This is a genomic window from Streptomyces sp. NBC_00094 (genome assembly GCF_026343125.1).
In the GTDB taxonomy this organism is placed as follows: Bacteria; Actinomycetota; Actinomycetes; order Streptomycetales; family Streptomycetaceae; genus Streptomyces.
In genome coordinates this window covers 3961689-3985803 of sequence record NZ_JAPEMB010000001.1, presented here as the reverse complement: position 1 = coordinate 3985803, position 24115 = coordinate 3961689, and the positions used below count along the sequence as shown (strand labels likewise).

At 71.5% G+C, this 24115-nt stretch carries 21 protein-coding genes; 11 read left to right on the top strand and 10 right to left on the bottom strand.

From position 1 onward, the window contains the following. The first annotated feature begins 247 nt into the window (after positions 1–247). A complete protein-coding gene (locus tag OG580_RS17485) occupies positions 248–1855 on the top strand; it encodes a protein kinase (RefSeq protein WP_267044615.1) in 1608 nt (535 codons plus the stop codon). An 87-nt stretch (positions 1856–1942) separates the two neighbouring features. On the opposite strand, the gene OG580_RS17480 is transcribed toward OG580_RS17485, so the two are convergent. The 3 genes from OG580_RS17480 to OG580_RS17470 all read right to left on the bottom strand — a co-directional run bounded on the left by OG580_RS17480 (position 1943) and on the right by OG580_RS17470 (position 4234). After that, entirely contained in the window at positions 1943–2959 is a 1017-nt protein-coding gene (locus tag OG580_RS17480) for a phosphotransferase (protein WP_267044614.1), read from the bottom strand. A 15-nt stretch (positions 2960–2974) separates the two neighbouring features. Continuing rightward, on the bottom strand, positions 2975–3430 hold the full coding sequence (locus tag OG580_RS17475; RefSeq protein WP_267044613.1) for a pyridoxamine 5'-phosphate oxidase family protein: 456 nt from the start codon (positions 3428–3430) through the stop codon (positions 2975–2977). 144 nt (positions 3431–3574) lie between these two features. Next, on the bottom strand, positions 3575–4234 hold the full coding sequence (locus tag OG580_RS17470) for a response regulator transcription factor (protein WP_267044612.1): 660 nt from the start codon (positions 4232–4234) through the stop codon (positions 3575–3577). A 341-nt stretch (positions 4235–4575) separates the two neighbouring features. On the opposite strand from OG580_RS17470, the gene pdhA reads away from it, so the two are divergent. From pdhA to OG580_RS17445, 5 genes are all read left to right on the top strand, one after another. Then, positions 4576–5766, top strand: coding sequence for a pyruvate dehydrogenase (acetyl-transferring) E1 component subunit alpha (pdhA, locus tag OG580_RS17465; protein ID WP_267044611.1), 1191 nt, complete (start codon positions 4576–4578; stop codon positions 5764–5766). Positions 5767–5768: 2 nt separating this feature from the next. Next, entirely contained in the window at positions 5769–6749 is a 981-nt protein-coding gene (locus OG580_RS17460) for an alpha-ketoacid dehydrogenase subunit beta (RefSeq protein WP_267044610.1), read from the top strand. A 31-nt stretch (positions 6750–6780) separates the two neighbouring features. Continuing rightward, positions 6781–8184, top strand: a complete 1404-nt coding sequence (locus tag OG580_RS17455) for a dihydrolipoamide acetyltransferase family protein (protein WP_267048036.1) — start codon at positions 6781–6783, stop codon at positions 8182–8184. A gap of 177 nt (positions 8185–8361) precedes the next feature. Beyond that, entirely contained in the window at positions 8362–9003 is a 642-nt protein-coding gene (locus OG580_RS17450; protein ID WP_267044609.1) for a GntR family transcriptional regulator, read from the top strand. Beyond that, positions 9000–10358 (top strand): nitrate/nitrite transporter, encoded by a 1359-nt coding sequence (locus OG580_RS17445; protein ID WP_267044608.1) that lies wholly within the window; start codon positions 9000–9002, stop codon positions 10356–10358. Before OG580_RS17450 ends, OG580_RS17445 begins: the two co-directional genes overlap by 4 nt. A 228-nt stretch (positions 10359–10586) precedes the next feature. On the opposite strand, the gene OG580_RS17440 is transcribed toward OG580_RS17445, so the two are convergent. Continuing rightward, on the bottom strand, positions 10587–11414 hold the full coding sequence (locus tag OG580_RS17440) for a maleylpyruvate isomerase family mycothiol-dependent enzyme (RefSeq protein ID WP_267044607.1): 828 nt from the start codon (positions 11412–11414) through the stop codon (positions 10587–10589). A gap of 155 nt (positions 11415–11569) precedes the next feature. Between OG580_RS17440 and OG580_RS17435 the strand changes: the two genes are divergently transcribed. Then, positions 11570–12373 (top strand): carbon-nitrogen family hydrolase, encoded by an 804-nt coding sequence (locus OG580_RS17435; protein ID WP_267044606.1) that lies wholly within the window; start codon positions 11570–11572, stop codon positions 12371–12373. Between the two features lie 113 nt (positions 12374–12486). Here OG580_RS17435 and OG580_RS17430 read toward each other — a convergent pair whose 3' ends face one another. The 3 genes from OG580_RS17430 to OG580_RS17420 form a co-directional block, all read right to left on the bottom strand. Continuing rightward, positions 12487–12786, bottom strand: coding sequence for a hypothetical protein (locus tag OG580_RS17430; protein WP_267044605.1), 300 nt, complete (start codon positions 12784–12786; stop codon positions 12487–12489). 163 nt (positions 12787–12949) lie between these two features. Then, on the bottom strand, positions 12950–13558 hold the full coding sequence (locus OG580_RS17425; protein WP_267044604.1) for a hypothetical protein: 609 nt from the start codon (positions 13556–13558) through the stop codon (positions 12950–12952). A gap of 27 nt (positions 13559–13585) precedes the next feature. Next, positions 13586–15055 carry a PLP-dependent aminotransferase family protein gene (locus OG580_RS17420; RefSeq protein ID WP_267044603.1) on the bottom strand — a complete coding sequence of 490 codons (1470 nt, stop codon included), beginning with the start codon at positions 15053–15055 and terminating at the stop codon, positions 13586–13588. Positions 15056–15118: 63 nt separating this feature from the next. On the opposite strand from OG580_RS17420, the gene OG580_RS17415 reads away from it, so the two are divergent. Then, on the top strand, positions 15119–16354 hold the full coding sequence (locus OG580_RS17415; RefSeq protein ID WP_267044602.1) for a PLP-dependent aspartate aminotransferase family protein: 1236 nt from the start codon (positions 15119–15121) through the stop codon (positions 16352–16354). A gap of 8 nt (positions 16355–16362) precedes the next feature. On the opposite strand, the gene OG580_RS17410 is transcribed toward OG580_RS17415, so the two are convergent. Next, a complete protein-coding gene (locus OG580_RS17410) occupies positions 16363–16848 on the bottom strand; it encodes an LURP-one-related/scramblase family protein (RefSeq protein WP_267044601.1) in 486 nt (161 codons plus the stop codon). Between the two features lie 68 nt (positions 16849–16916). Here OG580_RS17410 and OG580_RS17405 point away from each other — a divergent pair, with 68 nt between their 5' ends. Then, positions 16917–18725 carry an NHL domain-containing thioredoxin family protein gene (locus OG580_RS17405; protein ID WP_267044600.1) on the top strand — a complete coding sequence of 603 codons (1809 nt, stop codon included), beginning with the start codon at positions 16917–16919 and terminating at the stop codon, positions 18723–18725. 83 nt (positions 18726–18808) lie between these two features. On the opposite strand, the gene OG580_RS17400 is transcribed toward OG580_RS17405, so the two are convergent. Both OG580_RS17400 and OG580_RS17395 read right to left on the bottom strand, forming a co-directional pair. Continuing rightward, positions 18809–20116 (bottom strand): M18 family aminopeptidase, encoded by a 1308-nt coding sequence (locus tag OG580_RS17400; protein ID WP_267044599.1) that lies wholly within the window; start codon positions 20114–20116, stop codon positions 18809–18811. A gap of 290 nt (positions 20117–20406) precedes the next feature. Continuing rightward, on the bottom strand, positions 20407–22236 hold the full coding sequence (locus tag OG580_RS17395) for an acyl-CoA dehydrogenase (protein WP_267044598.1): 1830 nt from the start codon (positions 22234–22236) through the stop codon (positions 20407–20409). A 144-nt stretch (positions 22237–22380) separates the two neighbouring features. Here OG580_RS17395 and OG580_RS17390 point away from each other — a divergent pair, with 144 nt between their 5' ends. Both OG580_RS17390 and OG580_RS17385 read left to right on the top strand, forming a co-directional pair. Further along, positions 22381–22833, top strand: coding sequence for an SseB family protein (locus tag OG580_RS17390; RefSeq protein ID WP_267044597.1), 453 nt, complete (start codon positions 22381–22383; stop codon positions 22831–22833). 123 nt (positions 22834–22956) lie between these two features. After that, entirely contained in the window at positions 22957–23919 is a 963-nt protein-coding gene (locus OG580_RS17385) for a pirin family protein (RefSeq protein WP_267044596.1), read from the top strand. The last annotated feature ends 196 nt before the right edge of the window (positions 23920–24115 follow it).

The following is a 24115-nucleotide window of genomic DNA, read 5'->3' as shown; positions in this document are numbered from 1 at the left end:
TCGAATTCCGGAATTTCCTGGCCAAGTTTGCCCCAGGGCACCGACACGTCAAGCCGCGTGCCCGTTCCGTGACCCTCTGCACAGGACGCGTCTTCGAAGCGTTCCCGAAGTGTCCGGGGAATCCCGTCGAGTTTGCACAGGCGTACGGGGCCGGGGTTGGGTGGCCTGTCCATAGCGGACCGTGATGTCGTACGGAGCCTGTAGCGTGACGACTGGACACGGCACGACCAGACGACGGCGAGGACTGATGGCACCCGATTCCGGAGCAGGTGGTGGTGTGCCGGACGCGGCCGCGGAGTCGTGGGGCGTCGGTGGCGTCGTAGGCGATGGACGATACCGGCTGACGCACCGTCTGGGGCGCGGCGGCATGGCCGAGGTGTTCGCCGCCGAGGACGTGCGCCTCGGACGTACGGTCGCGGTGAAGCTCCTCCGCGCCGATCTCGCCGAGGACCCGGTCTCCAAGGCCCGCTTCACGCGTGAGGCGCAGTCGGTCGCCGGGCTCAACCACCACGCGATCGTCGCCGTGTACGACTCCGGCGAGGACCTCGTGGCCGGCCGGCCCGTGCCGTACATCGTGATGGAGCTGGTCGAGGGCCGCACCATCCGTGACCTGCTGATCAGCGCCGACGCGCCGGGTCCCGAGCAGGCGCTCATCATCGTCTCCGGTGTCCTGGAGGCCCTGGCCTACTCACACCAGCACGGCATCGTGCACCGTGACATCAAGCCGGCGAACGTCATCATCACCCACGGCGGGGCCGTGAAGGTCATGGACTTCGGCATCGCCCGTGCCCTGCACGGCGCGCAGTCGACGATGACCCAGACCGGCATGGTCATGGGCACCCCGCAGTACCTCTCCCCGGAGCAGGCGCTCGGCAAGGCCGTCGACCACCGCTCCGACCTGTACGCGACGGGCTGCCTGCTCTACGAACTGCTCGCGCTGCGGCCCCCCTTCACCGGCGAGACCCCGCTCTCCGTCGTGTACCAGCACGTGCAGGACGCGCCGATCCCGCCGTCCGAGGTGACTCCCGGTGTTCCGCCGGAGCTCGACGGCCTGGTGATGCGTTCCCTCGCGAAGGACCCGGACGACCGGTTCCAGAGCGCCGAGGAGATGCGCGGGCTCATCCAGTACGGCCTGCAGATGCTGCAGCAGCAGGGCGGGCACACCGGCACGTGGAACACCGGGCCTGTCGACATGCACGACGTCGGGCACACGCCGGTCGGCGGCATGGCCGCGACGACCGCGATGGGTCACCCGATGCACGGGGAGACCGCGCAGGGCCGGATCCTTCCGCAGATGAACCCGGACGACGGGGGCGTCGGCGCATACGGCGGCGGCACGGGCGGCTACGGCCAGGACGTGGCGTACGGCGCGAACGGCGGCGGCAGGGGCGGCCGCGGCAAGCTGGTCCTCTTCGTGGCGCTCGCGCTGATCGCGGTCGTCGCGGGTGTCGTGTACGCCATCGACAAGGCGGGCGAGAAGAACGGCGGCAAGGTGACCCCGCCGGCGACCGTCAGCACCTCGCCGTCGACGGCCTCCGAGGAGCCCACCCCCTCGGAGGAGCCCACCACCGAGGAGCAGACCCGGGACCCGGACACGTCGACCGGAGGCGCCACGCAGCAGCCGTGGAATCCGCCGTCGTACGAGCCGTCGACGGAGCCCCCGACGACGACTCCGCCGACGACGGAGCCGCCGACGACCGAGCCGACGACGACTCCGCCGCCGACCGAGTCGACGACCCCGCCGCCGACGGACCCGACGACGACGGCTCCGCCGGTCGACCCGACGGGCGACCCCACCGGCGACGACGGAAACCCGGACGACCCGCCGACGGGCGGCGCCACCGCGACCGGCTGACCCGCCGGACGTCGTTCGCGCCCGCTCGTCCGCTTGCTGCCTGCTTGCCGGCTCGCCCGCTGCCCGCCTGCTCGCAGGCTCGCCCGCTCAGCCGGCGAAGGCGTCACGCACGGCGTCGTACTCACGGGTCCACCAGACCGCCAGGGCCGACACCGCGGGAAACTGCGGGTCGGCCCTTCGGTCGTGCAGCTGGTAGCGCCAGCGCAGCGTCCAGAAGTCGTTGAGCCGCTCCCACCAGACCCGGTGCGCCGCCGCGGCCAGCTCGGCGCCGTCGGCGCCCGTCGCCCGCCGGTACGCGCACGCGTACGCCCGTACCTTCTCCAGGGCCAGCTCACCCCCCGGCCGTACGAAGAAGATGGCGGCCGCCCTGACCGCCTCCTCGGCCCTGGGCCGGACCCCGAGCCGGTCCCAGTCGACGATCGCGGCGGGCTCCGCGCCCCGGTACAGCAGGTTCAGCGGGTGGAAGTCGCCGTGCACCCAGCCGGACGTGGCGGCAGGCGGCGGCCTGTGGTGGGCGTGCTGGGCGAGCAGTCGGCGCCGCTCCCTGAGCCGGTGCTCGGCGAGCGCGTCGAAGCTGTCGTGGGGGCGGTGCGCGCGGGCGAGGCGGATCAGCTCCTCGATGGCGCGGAAGGTGTCCTCGGGGCGGGCGCTCCGGTGGTCGTCGCCGGGCGGCGGGGACTCCATGACCCGCTCCAGGCAGGTGTGGACGTGCCCCAGGAGGGCGCCGAGGCGCCGGGAGCCGCCGGTGGAGAGCTGGGCGCCGTCCCGGTGGCGGCCGTCGATCCAGGGGTGCAGGGCGTAGCAGAGGCCGTCGACGACCGCGACCGTACGGCCCCGGCTGTCGGCGAGCGGCGGGGCCACGGGCAGGCCGAGGGCCTGCAGGCGCTGGGTCGCGCGGTGCTGGCGGACGATCGTGGCGCGGTCGGCGGTGGGGGCGTCGATGTGCTGCTTGAGGAAGTAGGCGCCGCGCGTGGTGGAGAGGCGGTAGCCGCGGTTCAGCAGGCCCTGGGCCACGGGTACGCAGGAGAGGGGCTCGCCCGCGGACGCGTAGCGGCGAAGGAGGACGCCGACGGGCGGAGCGAGGGTTACAGATGAGCGCGGCACTCCGCAGATGTTAGATCACGCTACGTGGTGGAGGTGGCGCTCCACGGAATGGAGCCCGGCGGAGTGGCCGACGGAGTGCCCGGCCGCGTAGTCGAGCTCGTGGACCGTCACGAACTGCGGTTCGATCCGCAGGTAGACCGGTTCGAACGGCTCGTCGTCGACGGACCGGGGCTCGGGCCCGAACGCGGTGAGCTGCTCCTCCGTCGGCTCGACGATCTCGGCGGTGCCGGTGAACTGCACGGACCAGATCCTCTGCGAGCCGGAGTTGAAGTTGTCCGCGCCGTACGCGACGACGCTGCCGTTGCACGCGCGGTGGTAGCCGAGACCTCGGTGCATCCGGATCAGGACACGTCCCTCGGTCACGATGTGCCGGGCGGGGGCGACGAACGGCATCGCTCGCATGCTCGTCGCCACCCGGCCGTACGACACACGGCCGAGCAGTTCGATGGCGCGGATCTCCTCGGTGGACATGGCTACCACTCTCCGCCACCGGCGGTGTGCCGGAAAAGAGCCCCCTGCCCCGGTTTCTCGGGGACGTAGGTCCCGAATCCGGGCCGTCGGCCCCGGGCTGGTCCATACGGGTGAGGCACGGGCCGGGCCGGGGCCGGGAGGGCCTCAGCGACGCTCGGCCTGGAGCCTCGCCACGTACGCCGCGGCCTGCGAGCGCCGCTCCATGCCCAGCTTCGACAGCAGGCTGGAGACGTAGTTCTTGATGGTCTTCTCCGCAAGGTGGAGCCGCTCGCCGATGACCCGGTTGGTCAGGCCCTCGCCGATCAGGTCCAGGATCCTGCGCTCCTGGTCGGTCAGGTGGGAGAGCTTGTCGTCACCCTTCGGGTTGTTGCCGTCGCGCAGCCGCTCCAGGACGCGGGCCGTCGCCACCGGGTCGAGCAGCGACTTGCCGGCCGCCACGTCACGCACCGCGTTCAGCAGTTCGTTGCCCCGGATGGCCTTGAGGACGTATCCCGAGGCCCCGGCCATGATCGCGTCGAAGAGCGCCTCGTCGTCGGCGTACGACGTGAGCATCAGACATTTGATGTCCTCGTCCTGCGAACGGATCTCTCGGCACACCTCCACACCGCTGCCGTCCGGCAGCCGGACGTCGAGCACGGCGACGTCCGGACGGGTCGCAGGGATCCTGACCAGCGCATCCGCCGCCGTCCCGGCCTCTCCGACCACCTCGATGTCGTCTTCCACGGAGAGCAGCTCGTGGACGCCGCGCCGGACGACTTCATGGTCGTCCAGCAGAAATACCCGGATTTTTCCCTCTTCGCGCACCCAGTCAGTCTCACATATTGGCTCTTCCCGCGCCCGGGGTGCGCGGGATAACGTGCCGGGTGTTCCGGCGGCCCGTCTGGCCGCTGCCGACGCGTTGACCAGCCGCTGTTCCCGCTTTTCTCGATTTACTTGGAAATCCAAGCAAAATCGCAGGTCAAGTGGTGTTTCGCGGGATTGCTGCGCTGTGGGTAACGTGCCTAAGACAGGGCGCTCGCCGGGATACCTGTCACGCCCGACCCCGGCCGCGTCGCACCCACCCCGTGCGAAGGGTACGGATAAGGCGGAGAGCCGCACTGGCTTATCGGCGAACCCGGTGGCCGGACCGACGGAGGAGCACGCACGTGACCGTGGAAAGCACTGCCGCGCGCAAGACGACGCGCAGCAGCGGCGCCAAGCGCACCGCAAGCGCGCGCACGAGCACCACCAAGAAGACGAGCACGCGCGCGGAGGCGAACGTGACCGAGCCCGAGCTCGTCCAGCTGCTGACGCCCGAGGGAGAGCGCGTCCAGCACCCCGACTACGACATCGACCTCAGCGCCGAGGAACTGCGCGGTCTCTACCGCGACATGGTCCTCACCCGTCGTTTCGACGCCGAGGCGACGTCCCTCCAGCGCCAGGGCGAGCTGGGCCTGTGGGCCTCGCTGCTCGGCCAGGAAGCCGCGCAGATCGGTTCGGGCCGCGCCCTGCGGGACGACGACTACGTCTTCCCCACCTACCGCGAGCACGGTGTCGCCTGGGTGCGCGGGGTCGACCCCACGAACCTGCTGGGAATGTTCCGCGGTGTGAACCACGGTGGCTGGGATCCCAGCACCAACAATTTCCACCTGTACACGATCGTCCTCGGCTCGCAGACCCTGCACGCCACGGGCTATGCCATGGGTATCGCCAAGGACGGCGCGGATTCCGCCGTGCTCGCGTACTTCGGTGACGGCGCCTCCAGCCAGGGCGACGTGAACGAGGCGTTCGTGTTCTCCGCGGTCTACAACGCCCCGGTCGTGTTCTTCTGCCAGAACAACCAGTGGGCCATTTCCGAGCCCACCGAGAAGCAGAGCCGCGTCCCGCTCTACCAGCGTGCCGCCGGCTTCGGCTTCCCCGGCGTCCGCGTCGACGGCAACGACGTCCTCGCCTGCCTGGCGGTCACCCGCTGGGCGCTCGAGCGCGCCCGCCGCGGCGAGGGCCCGACGCTCATCGAGGCGTTCACCTACCGCATGGCCGCCCACACCACCTCCGACGACCCGACGAAGTACCGCCGGGACGAGGAGCGCGAGGCCTGGGAGGCGAAGGACCCGATCCAGCGCCTCAAGACGTACATGGAGAACGAGGGCCACGCCGACGCGGCCTTCTTCGAGGAGCTGGAGGCGGAGAGCGAGGCCCTCGGCAAGCAGGTCCGCGAGGTCGTGCGCGCCATGCCCGTCCCGGAGCACATGGCGATCTTCGACAACGTGTACGCGGACGGGCACGCGCTCGTCGACGAGGAGCGCGCGGAGTTCGCCGCCTACCAGGCGTCCTTCGCGAACGGAGAGGCCGAGTAATCATGGCTGTTCAGAAGCTTCCCCTCGCGAAGGCGCTCAACGAGTCGCTGCGCAAGGCGCTGGAGACCGACCCCAAGGTCCTCATCATGGGCCTGGACGTCGGCAAGCTCGGCGGTGTCTTCCGGATCACCGAAGGTCTGCAGAAGGACTTCGGCGAGGACCGTGTCATCGACACCCCGCTCGCCGAGTCCGGCATCGTCGGCACCGCGATCGGCCTCGCGCTGCGCGGCTACCGGCCGGTCGTGGAGATCCAGTTCGACGGTTTCGTCTTCCCGGCGTACGACCAGATCGTCACCCAGCTGGCGAAGATCCGGGCCCGTTCGCTCGGCGCCGTGAAGATGCCGGTCGTCATCCGCATCCCGTACGGCGGCGGCATCGGTGCCGTCGAGCACCACTCCGAGTCCCCCGAGTCGCTCTTCGCGCACGTCGCGGGCCTCAAGGTCGTCACCCCGGCGAACTCCTCCGACGCCTACTGGATGCTCCAGCAGGCGATCCAGAGCGATGACCCGGTCATCTTCTTCGAGCCCAAGCGCCGCTACTGGGACAAGGGCGAGGTCGACACCGAGGCCATCCCCGGCGAGCTGCACAAGGCCCGGGTCGCCCGCGAGGGCACGGACCTCACCCTGCTGGCCTACGGCCCGATGGTGAAGACCTGCCTGGAGGTGGCCGAGGCCGCCGCCGAGGAGGGCAAGTCGATCGAGGTCGTGGACCTCCGCTCGATCTCCCCGCTCGACTTCGACACCATTCAGGCCTCGGTCGAGAAGACCCGCCGCCTGGTCGTCGTCCACGAGGCGCCGGTGTTCTTCGGCTCCGGCGCCGAGATCGCCGCCCGGATCACCGAGCGCTGCTTCTACCACCTGGAGGCCCCCGTCCTGCGGGTCGGCGGCTACCACGCGCCGTACCCGCCGGCGCGCCTGGAGGAGGAGTACCTGCCGGGCCTGGACCGCGTGCTCGACGCCGTCGACCGCTCGCTGGCGTACTGAGGAGAGCACCGTGACGATCCGCGAATTCAAGATGCCCGATGTGGGCGAGGGCCTCACCGAGGCCGAGATCCTCAAGTGGTACGTCCAGCCCGGTGACACCGTCACCGACGGCCAGGTCGTGATCGAGGTCGAGACGGCCAAGGCCGCCGTCGAGCTGCCGATCCCGTTCGACGGCACGGTCCACGCGCTGCACTTCCCCGAGGGGACGACGGTCGACGTCGGCCAGGTCATCATCTCGGTGAACGTGGGCGGCGGAGACGCGCCCGCCGTCGAGGCGCCGGTGGCCGAGGCCGCCCCGGTGGTGGCGGCCCCCGCCGCCCCGGTGGCCGAGGAGGAGGAGCCCAAGGGGCGCCAGCCCGTCCTCGTCGGTTACGGCGTGGCCGCGAGCTCCACCAAGCGCCGCCAGCGCAAGACGTCGTCGACGGTGACGGCCGCTCCCGAGGCTCCCGCCGTCGTCTCCGTACCGGAGCAGCTCAACGGCCACGGTCCGGCCGCGGCCCGGCCGCTGGCCAAGCCGCCGGTCCGGAAGCTCGCCAAGGACCTCGGCGTCGACCTGGCGACGGTCACCCCGACCGGCCCGGACGGCATCATCACCCGTGAGGACGTCCACGCGGCGGCGGCTCCCGCTCCCGCGCCGGTCGTCGAGGCCCCGGCCCCCGTGGCCGCCCCGGCTCAGGTGCCGGTCCCGGTCCAGGCTCCGGCCCCGGCCGCGACGGCCGAGGTGTCGTCGGAGGCGCGGGAGACCCGTATCCCCATCAAGGGTGTGCGGAAGGCGACGGCGGCGGCGATGGTGGGTTCGGCGTTCACCGCGCCGCACGTCACCGAGTTCGTGACCTTCGACATCACGCGGACGATGAAGCTGGTCGAGGAGCTGAAGTCCGACAAGGACATGGCGGGCCTGCGGGTCAACCCGCTGCTCCTCATCGCCAAGGCCGTGCTGGTCGCGGTCAAGCGCAACCCGGACATCAACGCGGCCTGGGACGAGGCGGCGCAGGAGATCGTGCTCAAGCGGTACGTGAACCTGGGCATCGCCGCGGCCACCCCGCGCGGTCTGATCGTGCCGAACATCAAGGACGCGCACGCCCAGGCCCTGCCCGAGCTGTCGAAGTCCCTCAGCGAGCTGGTCGCCACCGCCCGCGAGGGCAAGACGACTCCGGCGGCGATGCAGGGCGGCACCTTCACCATCACCAACGTCGGCGTCTTCGGCGTCGACACCGGTACGCCGATCCTGAACCCGGGCGAGGCCGCGATCCTCGCGGTCGGTGCGATCAAGCTCCAGCCGTGGGTCCACAAGGGCAAGGTGAAGCCGCGCCAGGTCACCACGCTCGCGCTCTCCTTCGACCACCGCCTGGTCGACGGTGAGCTCGGCTCGAAGTTCCTCGCGGACATCGCGGCGATCCTGGAGCAGCCGAAGCGGCTCATCACCTGGGCCTGATCGCCCGGGTAGAGCGAGCGGGTTCGCCCGTTTCACGTGAAACATCCGGTGGTGGCTTCTGCCGCCACCGGATGTTTGCGTAGAGGGCATCGACCTCCGTCCGCGGAGGGCATCGGCCTCCGTCCGCATCCTGGATGGTGGCTCCTGTTGCACCTCTGTTGTATCTAAGCTGTGCGCATGGCATCCGCACCCCCAGCCGCAGACCGCGTCTACATGCACGTCAAGCAGGCGGTGCTCGACCGTCGTTACGAAGGCGGCACCCTCCTCACCGAGGGGGAGCTCGCACTGGCGGTGGGGGTGTCACGGACCCCCGTCCGAGAGGCCCTGCTCAAGCTGGAGATGGAAGGACTGCTCAAGCTCTATCCGAAGAAGGGCGCCCTCGTCCTCGCCGTCTCCGCCCAGGAGATCGCCGACGTCGTCGAGACCCGGCTGCTCGTCGAGGAGTTCGCCGTACGCCGGGCCGTGCCCGCGCCCGCCGGACTGATCGAGCGGCTCGAAGAGCTCCTGGAGGAGCAGAAGCGGCGCGCGGAGGCCGGGGACCTCGCCGAGGTCGCCGCCACCGACCGCTGCTTCCACGCCGAGATCGTCCGCTACGCCGGCAACCAGATCCTCGCCCGCCTCTACGACCAGCTCCGCGACCGCCAGCTCCGTATGGGCGTCGCCGTGATGCAGTCCCAGCCCGACCGGATCGCCAAGAACATCACCGAGCACGCCGAGATCCTCGACCGGATCCGCGAGGGCGACGTGGAGGGCGCGGCCCGCTGCGTCCGCCAGCACCTGAGCTGGGTCAAGATCCTGGTCAGGGGTGAGGACCGATGAGCCGCGACAACCGGAAGGCCAAGGGCGGCCGAAGGGAGCGTGGCAGCCGGAACGGGTACGGCTCCGCCGTCACCCTCCCCGGCGATCCGCCCGGCGGCCGCCGCGCCGCCCTCGTCTGGGGCGTCGGCGTCGCCGTCTACTTCGTCGCCGTCATCTTCCGTACGTCCCTGGGCGTCGCCGGCCTCGACGCCGCCGACCGCTTCGACGTCAACGCCTCCGCGCTCTCCACCTTCTCCATCCTCCAGCTGCTCGTCTACGCGGGCATGCAGATACCCGTCGGCCTCATGGTCGACCGGCTCGGCACCAAGAAGGTCCTGGCCCTCGGGGTCCTGCTCTTCACCCTCGGCCAGCTCGGCTTCGCGCTCTCGCCCACCTACGGCACGGCGCTCGCCTCCCGCGCCCTCCTCGGCTGCGGCGACGCCATGACCTTCATCAGCGTCCTGCGGCTCGGCACCCGCTGGTTCCCCGCCCGCCGCGGCCCGCTCATCGGCCAGGTCGCCGCCCTCTTCGGCATGGCCGGCAACCTCGTCTCGACCGTCTTCATCGCCCGCGCCCTGCACGGCCTCGGCTGGACGACCACCTTCGTCGGCAGCTCGCTCGCGGGCGTCGTCGTCCTCGTCCTGCTGCTGCTCTTCCTCAAGGACCACCCCGAGGGGTACGAGCCCGAGCCCGCCCGGCACGCGGGCGCCGCCTTCGTCCGCCGCCAGATCGCCGAGTCGTGGCGGGAGCCCGGCACCCGGCTCGGCATGTGGGTCCACTTCACGACGCAGTTCCCGGCCATGGTGTTCCTGCTGCTGTGGGGGCTGCCGTACCTCGTCGAGGCGCAGGGCCTGTCCCGGGGCACCGCAGGCGAGCTGCTGACCCTGGTCGTGCTCTCCAACATGGTCATCGGCCTCGCGTACGGGCAGATCATCGCCCGCCACCACACGGCCCGCGCCCCGCTCGCCCTCGGTACGGTCGCGGCCACCGCCCTGCTGTGGGCCGCCACGCTCGCGTACCCCGGCGACCACGCCCCGATGTGGCTGCTGATCACCCTCTGCCTGGTCCTCGGGGCCTGCGGACCGGCCTCGATGATCGGCTTCGACTTCGCGCGCCCGGCCAATCCGCCGGAGCGTCAGGGCACCGCCTCGGGCATCGTCAACATGGGCGGTTTCGTCGCCTCGATGACGACGCTGCTCGCCGTCGGCGTGCTGCTCGACGCGACCGGGGACAACTACCGGATCGCGTTCTCGTCCGTCTTCGTCCTGGAGGCCCTGGGCGTCGTGCAGATCCTGCGCCTCAAGGCCCGCACCCACCGCAGGGAGCGGGAACGGCTCGTCGCGAGCCGCGTGGAGGCCGTGCACGTACCGGTGTAGAGCCGGGCGCGGTCCTGCGGATCACGCCGGGCCCGGCCGGGACACCGGGTTCGTCAGGGCGCCCCTAGGGCCTGTCTGACAATTCCCGCCGGGTCCGGCCCGCCCGGCACGCACGCTCGACGCACGGCCGAAACGCCCACGTAGCCCGCTACGAGGACGTCCCGACCGCACGCCGACCGCACGCACCGAACGACCCGGCCTGATCCGACGCGAATTGTCAGACAGGCCCTAGCGGGGCGTCACCGCGAAGTTGTCGAGGATGGCCCGCGCCAGCTCCGCGTCGCCCTCCGTCTTGACCCGGTCGGCGACGTCCGCCGGCCGGACGCGGCCGCAGGCGAGCCGGACGAACGTCTCCCAGTCCGTCGCGATCGTCACCGCGGGGCCCAGCGAGGGCGCTCCGTCGACCGTCCCCCGGCCCTCCGCGTCGACCCGTACCGTCCGCAGGAACTCCACCGGACCGGTCACGTCGAGCACCACCGCCGAGGACGGGGGCGCCCCGGCGTCCTTGGCGACCACCTTCGGCAGCGCCGCCAGGAGCACGTCCCGGGTGACGTGCGCACCGGCCGAGTCCAGGTTGCCCGGCACACCCAGCGCGGTCCGCAGGTCCTGCTCGTGTACCCACACGTCGAAGGCGCGCAGCCGGTAGGCCAGTTCGAGCGTCTGCTCGGCGCCGAGGGGGGCGCGGATCAGGTGCTCGGGGGAGCGGTTCTCGTTGCGGAGCTGCCGTGCCCGGCGGATGAGGATGTACTCCAGCTCGGAGGTCATCTCCGGCGCGGTGTGGTGCCGCCGCACATCGACCTGGACCTCCATGTAGCGGGCGAAGTCACTGCGTACGTGGTACAGATCGCGCGGCAGGGAGTGGATCGGCCGGGGGTCGCCGAGCATCTCCGTCTCCACGCCGATGACATGGGAGACGATGTCCCGCACCGACCAGCCGATGCACGGGGTCGGCCGGTTCCATTCGCCCTCCGCGAGCGGCTGCACCAGCTCGGCTATCGCCTCGATGGAATGGGTCCAGGCGTCGGCGTAGTTCTGGAGGCTGGGATGGACGGTCACGGGACCCCTCGGCGGTTCTTCGGTGCGCGGGCTGAAAACACGACTGGGTGGGCGGCTCGGACGCTAAGTTACGCTGCCCGGAGGCACCCCGGCAGTGCTTTCGTGTGACGATCGTAGGCCGGTGTTGACGGCTCGAATGCCAGGACGGTGGTAGTGTGCGCGCCTCGCTGATCCAGATCGCGGTAGACCCGGACGAACCGGTCGACGCCCGACGTGCCCGCGTGGCACGTCTCGTACGGGAGGAATCCGGCCACGCCGACCTGGTCGTCCTCCCGGAGTTGTGGCCCATGGGGGCCTTCGCGTACGAGTCGTTCGCGGCCGAGTCCGAGCCGCTGAACGGACCGACGCACCAGGCGATGGCGGCGGCCGCGCGGGACGCCGGGGTCTGGCTGCACGCCGGCTCCTTCGTCGAGGCGGAGGGCGGCGCCCTCTACAACACCTCGCTCGTCCTCTCCCCGGACGGTGAACTCGCCGCCTCCTACCGGAAGATCCACCGCTTCGGTTTCGACAAGGGCGAGGCGGTGCTGATGGCCGCCGGGGAGGACCTGGTCACCGTCGACCTGCCGCACCTCACCCTCGGCGTCGGCACCTGCTACGACCTGCGCTTCCCCGAGCTCTTCCGCGGCCTCGTCGACGCGGGCGCCCAGGCGTTCGTCGTCCCGGCCGGCTGGCCCGCGCGCCGCCGCGCGCACTGGACGCTCCTCGCCCAGGCGCGGGCGGTCGAGAACCAGGCGTACGTCCTCGCCTGCGGCACCGCCGGCACCCACGCGGGCGTCGAACAGGCCGGGCACTCGATCGTCGTCGACCCCTGGGGCGAGGTCCTCGCGGAGGCCGGCCCGGACGAGGAGACCCTGCGGGTCGTCCTCGACCCGGCGAAGGTGACGGAGACCCGGGAACAGTTCCCGGCGCTGAAGGACCGGGTCCTGGGCGTGGCGGCGCCGCGCGTCCGCCGCCCCTGAGCGGCCGGGAGCGGGGCTTCCGGGAGGCCGGCTGCCGCGAGGCTGCTGGGAGGCCGGCTTCCGGGAGGTCAGCTTCCGGGAGGTCGGCTGCCGCGAGGCGGGCTTCCCGGAGGTCAGCTGCTGGTCATGAGCGCGGCGAGGCCCTTGGCCAGGTCCTCCCGGTTCATGACCGGCCTGTAGGAGATCTTGGCGCCGAGTTGGAGGAAGAAGGGCTCCGAGATCTTCGGCATGAGGGACGGGTCGGCCAGGTCGAAGAAGATGTAGGCGGTCCGACAGCCGTCCTCGGCGCCGAAGTAGGCCGCCTCGGGGCGGATCTGCTCCATCGCCGTCTCCATGATCTTCTGCAGATTGCCCTGCTTGATGGCCTCGTTGGAGGACGCGGTGTCCATCTGAACCTTCAGCAGCATGCGCATGACGCGGCCTTTCCGGCCGGGCAGGCGCTCCATTCGGTACGCCCTCGACACCCGGACGCGCTCACCTCCAGCGTCCCCCCTCCCGCCCGGCGGGACCACCCGGCAGCGGACCACCCGGCAGCGGACCACCCGGCAGCGGACCATCCGGCTACCGGACGTCCCCCTAGGCCTGCGCCTCCGCCCACAGCTGCGTGACCCGGGAGAAGCCCGCGCGGACCGCCCCGCCCCGGGTGAGCGCCGCGCGGTCCACCCCCGCGAAGATCAGCGCCAGGGACAGGTCCGCCGCGGCCGCCCGGCCCGCCACCGTGACGTCGAGCCGCCGTCGGCTCCCCCACCCCGCCCCGCGCACCGACACCGTGACCCCCGGGTCCTCGGCGTCCGCCGCGCGCTCCAGCGTCCAGGAGCGCCGGTCCCGCGCCCACAGCCGGTAGTGGTCGCCGCCGTACCGCAGCCGGAGCGCCCGCTGACGGGCCGTCGCGCCGATCCTGTTGCGGGTCGTGTGGACGTGGGCGTCGCCGACGCGGAGGGTCGCGCGGTTCAGGGTCGGCAGCCGGATCGTCTCGGTGTGGATGCCCCGCGTCTCGTACGAGACCGGCGGGAGCAGCCCGCCCCGCAGCTCGGAGACCACCACCTCCGGCACGGTCTGCCGCAGCGGGGCCTCCACGGTGATCTCGCCGAACTCGGTGGACACACCCCGCCATCCGGCCCGCCGCTCGTACCCCTTGCCCTCGCGCCACGGGCGCAGCGCGAACGGCGTGACGGCGGTGTGCATGGTGCCTCCCCGAGGTTCCTTCGGTCGTCAGACGACGATCGCATGGAGGGAGGCGCGCTCCGGCTCCGGGCCCGGGGTGTACTCCGCCCAGGCCGCCGCCAGCCTCCGTACCGCCTCCGTGAGGACCTCGGGCGGCGCCTGGAAGTGGAGCCTGAGGTGACGGAGGCTGCCGCCGAGGGCGTCGGTCGTGGCGCCCGGGAGGACGGCCACCCCGTGGCGGAGGGCGAGTTGGGCGAAGGACACGCCGTCGCCGTGCGGGAGCCGTACCCACAGGGTCTGGCCGCCCGTCGCCGGTGCGCAGGACCAGGAGGGCAGGAGGCGGGCGAGCTCGGCCCGGAGGTGGTCGTGGCCCGCTCGTACCGCCGCCGTGCGGGCCGCCAGGACCGGGCCGAAGCCGTCGAGGAGGCGGGTCGCGGCGAGTTGGGACGGCAGGTCGCTGCCGAGGTCGTGGAGGGCCTTGAGCCGCGCGAGGCGGGCGATCAGCGGCGCCGGGCCCCGGACCCAGCCGATCCGCAGCCCGCCCCACACGACCTTGCTCAGCGAGCCGACCGCGATCACGTCGCCGTAGGAGGAGAGGGAGGGCTCCTGGGGCCCGGTGTCGAACGCCAGGTCGGCGAGGACCTCGTCGTCCACGAGCGGCACGCCCAGCGCGTTCGCCGCCTCGACGAGCCGGCGGCCGGCGAGCGGCGGCAGGACGGTCCCGGTCGGGTTCTGGAAACGGGCCACGACATAGGCCAGCGCCGGACGGTGACGCTCCATCACCCGTACCGCCTCCGCCACGTCCACGCCGTCGGGCCCGACCGCCACCGGCAGCGGTACGGCCGCCGCCTCCCGGAACAGGTCGAGCGCCCCCGGATACGTCGGCGCCTCCACCAGCACCCCGTCGCCGGGGGCGAGCAGCAGCCGGGTGAGCAGCGAGAGCGCCTGCTGGGCGCCGGTGGTGACCAGGATCTGCTCCGGCCCGGTCGGCACGCCCCGCGCCGCGTACCGCCCGGCGACCGCCGTCCGCAGCGCCCCGAGCCCGGCCGGGTGGTAGCCGAGGTCGGCGTCGGGCAGGACGAGGGAGCGGTACGCCTCCGCCAGCTCGGGCGGCGGCTGCGCGGGCGCGGCGCAGCTCAGCAGGATCACGTCGTCCGGCGCCTCCAGGAGGTGCAGGAAGAGCGGGTTCGACGTCTCCGCCACGCGGGGCGCCTCGGATGCCGGAGCGGCCAGCGCGGCCGGGGCGACCCGGGTCCCGCTGCCCTGCCGCCGTACCAGCCGCGCCTCCTGGCGCAGGGTGTCGTACGCGGCGACCACCGTCGTACGGCCCACGGCGAGGGCCGTCGCGAGCCGTCGGTCCGGCGGAAGGAGCGCGCCGGGCGGCAGCGCGCCCTCGTCGATCAGCTGTCGCAGCCGGGCGGCGAGCAGCAGGTGGAGCGGGCCGCGCCCGGCCGACCAGCGGCCGAGGCGCGCGACCAGCGCACCCAGGGTGTCAGCGGACGTGTCGATTGGCTCCATTACCGAACCAATCTGCCGGGATTGGCCCTGGGAAGGCAAACGCCGGGTCCACAGACTGGGCGCATGAGCCACGCCGACTCCGCCGCCACGTCCCCTTCCCTCTCAGGTGCGTCCCGTCCCGAGACGCTTCGCTCCGAGACCCTCGCCGTCCACCCGCCGCACGTCGAGATCCGGGGCAGCAGGCCGCTCGGTGTCCCGCTCCACCAGGGCCACGTCTTCGCCTTCGACTCGGCCGACGCCCTCGCCGAGGCCTTCACCTCCACCGACGCGTTCATGTACAGCCGCCACGGCAACCCCACCGTCCGCACCCTGGAGGACGCCGTGGCCCGCCTCGAAGGCGGCGCCGCCGGCCTCTCCTTCGCCTCCGGCATGGGCGCCGTCAGCGGCGTCCTCCACGGCCTGCTCGGCAGCGGGGGCCATGTCGTCGCCCAGACCTGCCTGTACGGCGGTACGTACGCGGTTCTCACCGACCTGGCCACGCGCTGGGGCGTCGACGTCACCTACGTCTCCGGCACGGACCCGGAGGAGGTGCGGGCCGCCCTGCGTCCCGAGACCCGTCTCCTCTACCTGGAGACCATCGCCAACCCGACCACCCGGGTCTCCGACCTGCCCGCGCTCGCCGCCGTCGCCGGCGAGGCGGGGGTACCGGTCGTCGTCGACAACACCTTCGCCTCCCCGCTGCTCTGCCGGCCCCTCCACCACGGCGCCGACATCGTCATCCACTCCGCCACCAAGTACCTCGCGGGGCACGCGGACGTCCTCGGCGGCGTCGCCGTCTTCAAGGACCCGGAGCTGTTCCGCCGTGTCCGCCACCACACCGTCGAACAGGGCGCGTCCACCGACCCGTTCGCCGCCTGGCTCACCCTGCGCGGCATGCAGACCCTGTCGCTGCGGATCGCGCGCCAGTGCGCGAACGCGGCCGAGCTCGGCGCCCGGCTGGAGGCGCACCCGGCGGTCGCGGGCGTCCGCCACCCCGCCCTCGCGAGCCACCCGGACCGGGCGATCGCCGAGCGGCTGCTGCCCGACGGGGGCGGCGGGGTCGTGTCGGTGGACCTCGTGGGCGGCCGGGAGGCGGGCCGTACCTTCGTCGAGGCGGTACGGGTGGCCTCGCTGAGCGTCTCCCTGGGCGACGTGAAGACCCTGGTGATGCACCCGGCCTCCACGTCGCACCACCAGCTCGACGCGGAGGCCCTGGCGGCGGCCGGGATCGGCCCGGGCACGGTCAGGATCTCGGTCGGCATCGAGCACGTCGAGGACCTGTGGGCGGACCTGGAGCAGGCCTTGACGAAGTCCTCCTGAAGGCCGGTTCAGTCCTCCCGCTCGGCCATCCGGATCACGCACACCGCCACCGCGACGAGCAGGGCCGCGTCCGCGTCCTCGCGGACCACGTTCACGGCGTACGTCTCGCGGACGTGGAACCACTGCCGGGAGATGTGGGCGAGGAGTTCGCCGTCGTACTCGACGGTGAACTCCCGGTCCAGGATCCGGCCGCTGACGTCCAGTTCGGTCCCCTCGACGAGGGTCACCCGGTAGTGGTTGCGCAGCAGCGAGAGCCGCTTGCGGCGGACGCTCGCGAGGGGGCGGTCGTCCCGCTCGATCGTCATCGCGTCCCGCAGGCTGAGCATCTTCTGGCGCAGGGTGATCAGGACCTGCCCGTCGGGGTCCTTGAGCTCCAGGGTGTCGCGCAGCCGCATGGCCTTGCCGTCGACGAGGAAGGCGTGGCGGCCCTGCTCGTCCTCGATCCAGTAGTCGTCGCCGATCGCGAAGATCTTGTCCCGTACGAGATATTTCACGCGGATATGCCTGCCCCGCCCTGTCTCTTCTCACGCGGCTCACGCAGCGCGAATGGCAAGCTTGAAGCATGAACGATGCCGCCCCGGCGCCCGCCCCCGCGCCCGAGCCCCGCCGACGTGCCCGTGTCCGTGCCCCCGAGTTGATCGGCAAGGGCGGCTGGCTCAACACTGGAGGTAAAGAGCTCACCCTTGCCGACCTGCGAGGTAAGTGCGTTGTTGTTGATTTTTGGACCTTCTGCTGTGTGAACTGCCTGCACGTCCTCGACGAGCTCCGGGACCTGGAGGAGAAGCACCGCGACACCCTGGTGATCGTGGGGGTGCACTCGCCGAAGTTCGTGCACGAGGCCGAGCACCAGGCCGTCGTCGACGCCGTCGAGCGGTACGAGGTGCACCACCCCGTGCTCGACGACCCGGAGCTCGCGACCTGGAAGCAGTACGCCGTCCGGGCCTGGCCGACGCTCGTCGTGATCGACCCCGAGGGGTACGTCGTCGCCCAGCACGCCGGTGAGGGGCACGCCAACGCGATCCGGACGCTCGTCGAGGAGCTGGAGGCCGAGCACGAGGCCAAGGGGACGCTGCGGCGCGGGGACGGGCCGTACGTGCCGCCGGAGCCCGTCGCCACCGACCTGCGGTTCCCCGGCAAGGCGATCCTGCTGCCCTCCGGGAACCTCCTCGTCTCCGACACCACCCGGCACCAGCTCGTCGAGCTCGCGCCGGACGGCGAGACCGTGGTGCGGCGGATCGGGGAGGGCGTCTTCCGGGAGCCGCAGGGGCTCGCCCTGCTGCCCGACGGCAAGGTCGTCGTCGCCGACACCGTGAACCACGCCCTGCGCGTCCTCGACCCGGCCACCGGGGAGATCGAGCGGGTCGCCGGTACCGGGAAGCAGTGGTGGCAGGGTTCGCCCACCTCCGGGCCGGCCCTGGAGGTCGACCTGTCCTCGCCGTGGGACGTGGCCTGGTGGCAGGGCAGGGTGTGGATCGCCATGGCCGGCGTCCACCAGCTGTGGACGTACGACCCCGAGAGCGGGACCGTCGAGGTCGCGGCCGGGACGACGAACGAGGGCCTCGTCGACGGCCCCGCCGCCGAGGCCTGGTTCGCGCAGCCGTCCGGGCTCGCCGCCACCGAGGACCGGCTGTGGATCGCCGACTCCGAGAACAGTGCCGTGCGCTGGATCGACACCGAGCGGATCGTGCACACGGCCGTCGGCACCGGCCTCTTCGACTTCGGCCACCGCGACGGCGCCGCCGGCCAGGCCCTGTTCCAGCACCCGCTGGGCGTGACCGCGCTCCCCGACGGCTCGGTCGCCGTCAGCGACACGTACAACCACGCTCTGCGCCGCTACGACCCCGCCACCGGCGAGGTGACGACCCTCGCGACCGATCTGCGCGAGCCGAGCGACGCCGTGCTCGTCGACGGCGACATCGTCGTCGTCGAGTCCGCCCGGCACCGGCTGACCCGGCTGCGGCTGCCCGAGGAGGCCGTCCAGGTCGAGGCGGTCGCCCACCGCACGCGGCGCGAGGCCACCGAGGTCGCCCCCGGCCGTCTCCGCCTCGACGTCGTCTTCCAGGCCCCGACCGGACAGAAGCAGGACGACCGGTACGGCCCCGCGACCCGGCTCCTGGTCTCCTCGACCCCGCCGGAGCTGCTGCTCGGCGGCGAGGGCACGGGCACGGACCTCTTCCGGGAGCTCGACCTGAACCCGGAGATCACGGAGGGCGTCCTGCATGTCTCCGCGATGGCGGCGTCCTGCGACGACGACCCGGACAACGAGTACCCGGCCTGCCACGTCCACCAGCAGGACTGGGGCGTTCCGCTGAAGGTCACGGAGGCGGGCACCGCCCGTCTGCCGCTGATCCTCGCGGGCATGGACGACTGACCGCCGGACGTACCCGGGACGTCTCCGGGAAGCAGAAGGGGCCGCCTGTTCCTCCAGAGGAACAGGCGGCCCCTTCCGCTTTCTCAGCCCTCCAGGAAGGCGACGAGCGCGTTCGCCAGGAGGTACGGGTCGTCGGAGCCGCAGAGTTCGCGGGCACTGTGCATCGAGAGGATCGCGACGCCGATGTCGACGGTCTTGATGCCGTGACGGGCGGCGGTGATCGGGCCGATCGTGGTGCCGCAGGGCATGTCGTTGTTGGAGACGAAGGACTGCCAGGGCACCCCCGCCTTCTCGCAGGCGGCGGTGAAGACGGCCTGGCCGCTGCCGTCGGTGGCGTACCGCTGGTTGACGTTCACCTTGAGGATCGGGCCGCCGTTGACGCGCGGGTGGTGCGTCGGGTCGTGGCGCTCCGCGTAGTTGGGGTGCACGGCGTGGCCCGTGTCGGAGGAGAGGCAGATCGTGCCGGCGAAGGCGCGGGCGCGGTCCTCGTAGGAGCCGCCGCGGGCGTAGACCGAGCGCTCCAGGACGTTGCCGAGGAGCGGGCCCTGGGCGCCGGTGTCGGCCTCGGAGCCGTTCTCCTCGTGGTCGAAGGCGGCGATGACCGGGATGTACGGCAGGTCGTCGCGGCCCGCGAGGGAGCCGAGCGCGGCGACGGCGGCGTGCACGGAGAGGAGGTTGTCCATGCGCGGTCCGGCGAGGAGCTCGCGGTCGCGGCCGAGGTAGGCGGGCGCCTCGACGGGATGGACCATGAGGTCCCAGCCGGTGACGTCCTCGGCGTCGACGCCGGCCTCGGCGGCGACGAACGAGATCAGGTCGCCCTCGTGGACCTTGCCCAGGCCCCAGACGGGCTGCATGTGGCGCTGGCGCTCCAGCTTCAGGCCGTCGTTGGCCTGGCGGTCGAGGTGGATGGCGAGCTGCGGGACGCGCAGCAGCGGCCGGTCCACGTTGACGAGGTGGTGGCTGCCGTCGCGGAGGGTGAGACGGCCGGCGAGGCCGAGGTCGCGGTCGAGCCAGGTGTTGAGGAGGGTCCCGCCGTAGATCTCGACGGCGACCTGACGCCAGCCCTGGGCGCCCATGTCGGGGCGGGGCTTGACGCGCAGGTTGGGGGAGTCGGTGTGGGCGCCGACGACGCGGTACGGGGTGTGGGCGGCCGCGCCCTCCGGCACGTACCAGGCGATGATCGCGCCGCCGCGGATCACGTACTTCCCGCCGCTCGTGCCGTCCCACTCGGCGGTCTCCTCGACGCGGCGGAAACCGGCCTTCTCCAACCGCCCGGCGGCGCTCGCCACCGCGTGGTACGCCGACGGCGAGGCCGCCAGGAAGGACATGAGGTCATCGGTGTGACCGCGGTCGAAGGGGCCGGCCGTGGGGCGGGAAGCTGCGCTGCTCATGGGTTCACCTTAGTCAGGGACCGGAATGCGGATGCGGGGCCCCGGAGGACGTTCACCCCCGGGACCGGCGAGTGAGCCGAAGGGGCGCGCCGGGGGAACGGTCCCGAGCGCGCGGAGGCCCCGACGAAGGAGGGGTCGAGCACGGTCGGGACCGTGAGCCCGGCTGGAGCGCCCCGGAGGCGAACCGAGCCTCAAAAGGAAAAAGGAAACAGCACAGCCCGCCCCCCTCCCCGGGGACGGGCTGTGCCGGCAGGACGTGGGCGTACCCGTCGTGCGTACGAGACGTACGACTAGAACGCGGCCTCGTCCAGGTCCATCACCGAGCCGTCGACGACCTCGGCGAGCGCGCGCTCGGCGGAGACGCCCGGCAGGACGTTCGCGGCGAAGAACTTCGCGGCCGCGATCTTGCCCTGGTAGAAGGGGACGTCCTTGGGGGTGGCGCCGGCGGCCAGCTTCTCGGCGGCGACGGCAGCGCCCTTGAGGAGCAGGTAGCCGACGACGACGTCGCCGGAGGCGAGCAGCAGGCGGGTGGTGTTGAGGCCGACCTTGTAGATGTTCCTGACGTCCTCGCCGGTGGCGGTGAGGTCGGTGATCATCGTGCCGACGATGCCTTCGAGGTCGACGGCGGCCTTGGCGAGCGCGTCGCGGGCGCCGGCCAGCTCCTCGCCGCCGGTGCCGACCGCGAGGAACTTCTTGATCTCCTCGGACAGGGCGTTCAGGGACGCGCCCTGGTCGCGGACGATCTTGCGGAAGAAGAAGTCCTGGCCCTGGATGGCCGTGGTGCCCTCGTAGAGGGTGTCGATCTTGGCGTCCCGGATGTACTGCTCGATCGGGTACTCCTGCAGGAAGCCGGAGCCGCCGAAGGTCTGGAGCGACTGCGCGAGCTGCTCGTAGCCCTTCTCGGAGCCGTAGCCCTTCACGATCGGGAGCAGCAGGTCGTTCAGGCCGTGGAGCGCCTTGACGTCCTCGCCGGCCGCTTCCTTGATGGCGATCTCGTCCTGCACGGAGGCCGTGTAGAGGACGAGGGTGCGCATGCCCTCGGCGTACGCCTTCTGCGTCATCAGCGAGCGGCGGACGTCGGGGTGGTGCGTGATGGTGACCTTGGGCGCGGCCTTGTCCATGAAGTTGGCCAGGTCGGTGCCCTGCACGCGCTCCTTGGCGTACTCCAGGGCGTTGAGGTAGCCCGTGGAGAGGGTGGAGATCGCCTTCGTGCCGACCATCATGCGGGCGAACTCGATGATGAGGAACATCTGGCGGATGCCCTCGTGCTTGTCGCCGATGAGCCAGCCCTTGGCGGGGTGCCGGTCGCCGAAGGTCATCTCGCACGTGTTGGAGGCCTTGAGGCCCATCTTGTGCTCGACGTTGGTGGCGTAGACGCCGTTGCGGGCGCCGAGCTCGCCGGTCTCCCAGTCGAACTCGTACTTCGGGACGAGGAAGAGGGAGAGGCCCTTGGTGCCGGGGCCGGCACCCTCGGGGCGGGCGAGGACGTAGTGGAGGATGTTCTCCTCCATGTCGTGCTCACCGGAGGTGATGAAGCGCTTCACGCCCTCGATGTGCCAGGAGCCGTCCTCCTGCTGGACGGCCTTGGTGCGGCCGGCGCCGACGTCGGAACCGGCGTCGGGCTCGGTGAGGACCATGGTGGAGCCCCAGCGCTTCTCGACCGCGATCTGGGCGACCTTCTTCTGCGCCTCGTTGCCCTCGTTGTAGAGGACGCCGGCGAAGGCCGGGCCGGAGGAGTACATCCAGATGGCCGGGTTCGCGCCGAGCAGCAGCTCCGCGTAGGCCCAGACGAGGGAGCGCGGGGCGACGGTGCCGCCGATGCCCTCGGGGATGCCGAGGCGCCAGTACTCGGAGTCCATGAAGGCCTTGTAGGACTTCTTGAAGGAGGCCGGGACGGGGGCGGTGTTCGTCTCCGGGTCGAAGACCGGCGGGTTGCGGTCGGCGTCGGTGAAGGACTCCGCGAGCTCGTTCTCGGCGAGGCGACGGATCTCGTCGAGAATGCTCTTGGCGGTCTCGACGTCCATCTCCTCGAACGGACCGGTGCCGTAGACCTTGTCGCGGCCGAGGACCTCGAAGAGGTTGAACTCGATGTCGCGGAGATTCGACTTGTAGTGCCCCATGGCGACGGCTCCGTAAAGGCTCGGGGAGGCAGGTTCCTCTTACACGTACCAGCGAGTAGCAACACGCTCTCTCCGATGATGCTACCCGTCGGTAATAAGAGCAACCCCTTACGGGCCATCTGTGACGCAGTAGGCTCAGGACCCATGTACGGCTACGACCAGAATCCGGGTGCCCAGCAGCAGTACGCCCCGCCGCAGCAGGGGTACGCGCAGCAGCCCCCGCTCTATCCGGAGCCCTCGCCTCCGTCTCTCGCCGACGCCGTACGGGCCTTCACCACCGGCACCCTCGCCCCCGAGGACTTCCAGCAGGTCTTCGCGACCTCCAAGGTCTACTGCCCGCGTGGCGACAACCCCGGCTTCCTGGCCCTGCACAACACCCAGCAGCCGGTGATCCCGATGTTCACCTCGCTCAAGGAGCTGCGGCGGTACGCGGGCAAGGAGTCGAAGTACTTCGTCATCACCGGCGCCGAGGTGATCGACCTGCTGCCGACCGGCTACGGCTTCGTTCTCGACATGGAGGGCGACCACCGCATGGTCTTCGACGCGAAGGCCGTGGAGCAGATGGTCGACTACGCGATGCGCCGGATGTACGGCTGACCGATCCTTGACCTCATGAGGCGCCCGGGAGGAATTCCTCCCGGGCGTTCCGCGTTCCTGGTGGCAGAAAGTTCAGCGTTCAACTAAAGTGGACATACAAGGTCACACCTAGGAGGTCCGGTCATGCCCGCTGTGACTGTCGAGAACCCGCTCACCCTGCCGCGCGTCGCCGCCCCGGCCGACGCCGTCTCCCGCCCCGTGCTGGCCGTCACCACGGCCCCGTCCGGCTTCGAGGGCGAGGGATTCCCGGTGCGACGCGCGTTCGCCGGGATCAACTACCAGTACCTCGACCCGTTCATCATGATGGACCAGATGGGCGAGGTGGAGTACGCCCCCGGCGAGCCCAAGGGCACGCCCTGGCACCCCCACCGCGGTTTCGAGACCGTCACCTACATCATCGACGGCACCTTCGACCACCAGGACTCCAACGGCGGCGGCGGCACCATCACCAACGGTGACACCCAGTGGATGACCGCGGGCGCCGGCCTCCTCCACATCGAGGCCCCGCCGGAGGCCCTCGTCGTCAGCGGCGGACTCTTCCACGGGCTCCAGCTCTGGGTGAACCTGCCCGCGGCCGACAAGATGATGGCCCCCCGCTACCAGGACATCCGCGGCGGCCAGGTCCAGCTGCTCACCTCCCCCGACGGCGGCGTGCTGCTCCGCGTCATCGCGGGCGAGCTCGACGGCCACGAGGGCCCCGGCATCACCCACACCCCCATCACGATGATCCACGCCACCCTGCGGCCGGGCGCCGAGATCAGCCTGCCGTGGCGCGAGGACTTCAACGGCCTCGCGTACGTCATGGCCGGCCGCGGAACCGTCGGCGCCGAGCGCCGCCCGGTCCGCACGGGCCAGACCGCCGTCTTCGGCAAGGGCGGCGCGCTCACCCTGCGCGCCGACGAGAAGCAGGACGGGAACACCCCGGACCTGGAGGTCGTGCTCCTCGGCGGCCTGCCGATCCGCGAGCCCATGGCGCACTACGGCCCGTTCGTCATGAACACCCAGGACGAACTCCGCCAGGCCTTCGAGGACTTCCAGGCGGGCCGGCTCGGCACGATCCCGGCGGTGCACGGGATGGGCGAATGACGGGATGGGCGAATGACGGGATGGGCGAATGACGGGATGGGCGAATGACGGGATGAGCGGATGACGGGAGAGCGAATCAAGGGACGGGCGAGTGGCGGTACGGGCGAGTAGGTGAACAGCGTTACGGGCGCCTAGCGGTAAGGGAGTGCGGGGAGCGCGCTGACGGATCACCGGCCGGTCACTGACGGGATGTCAC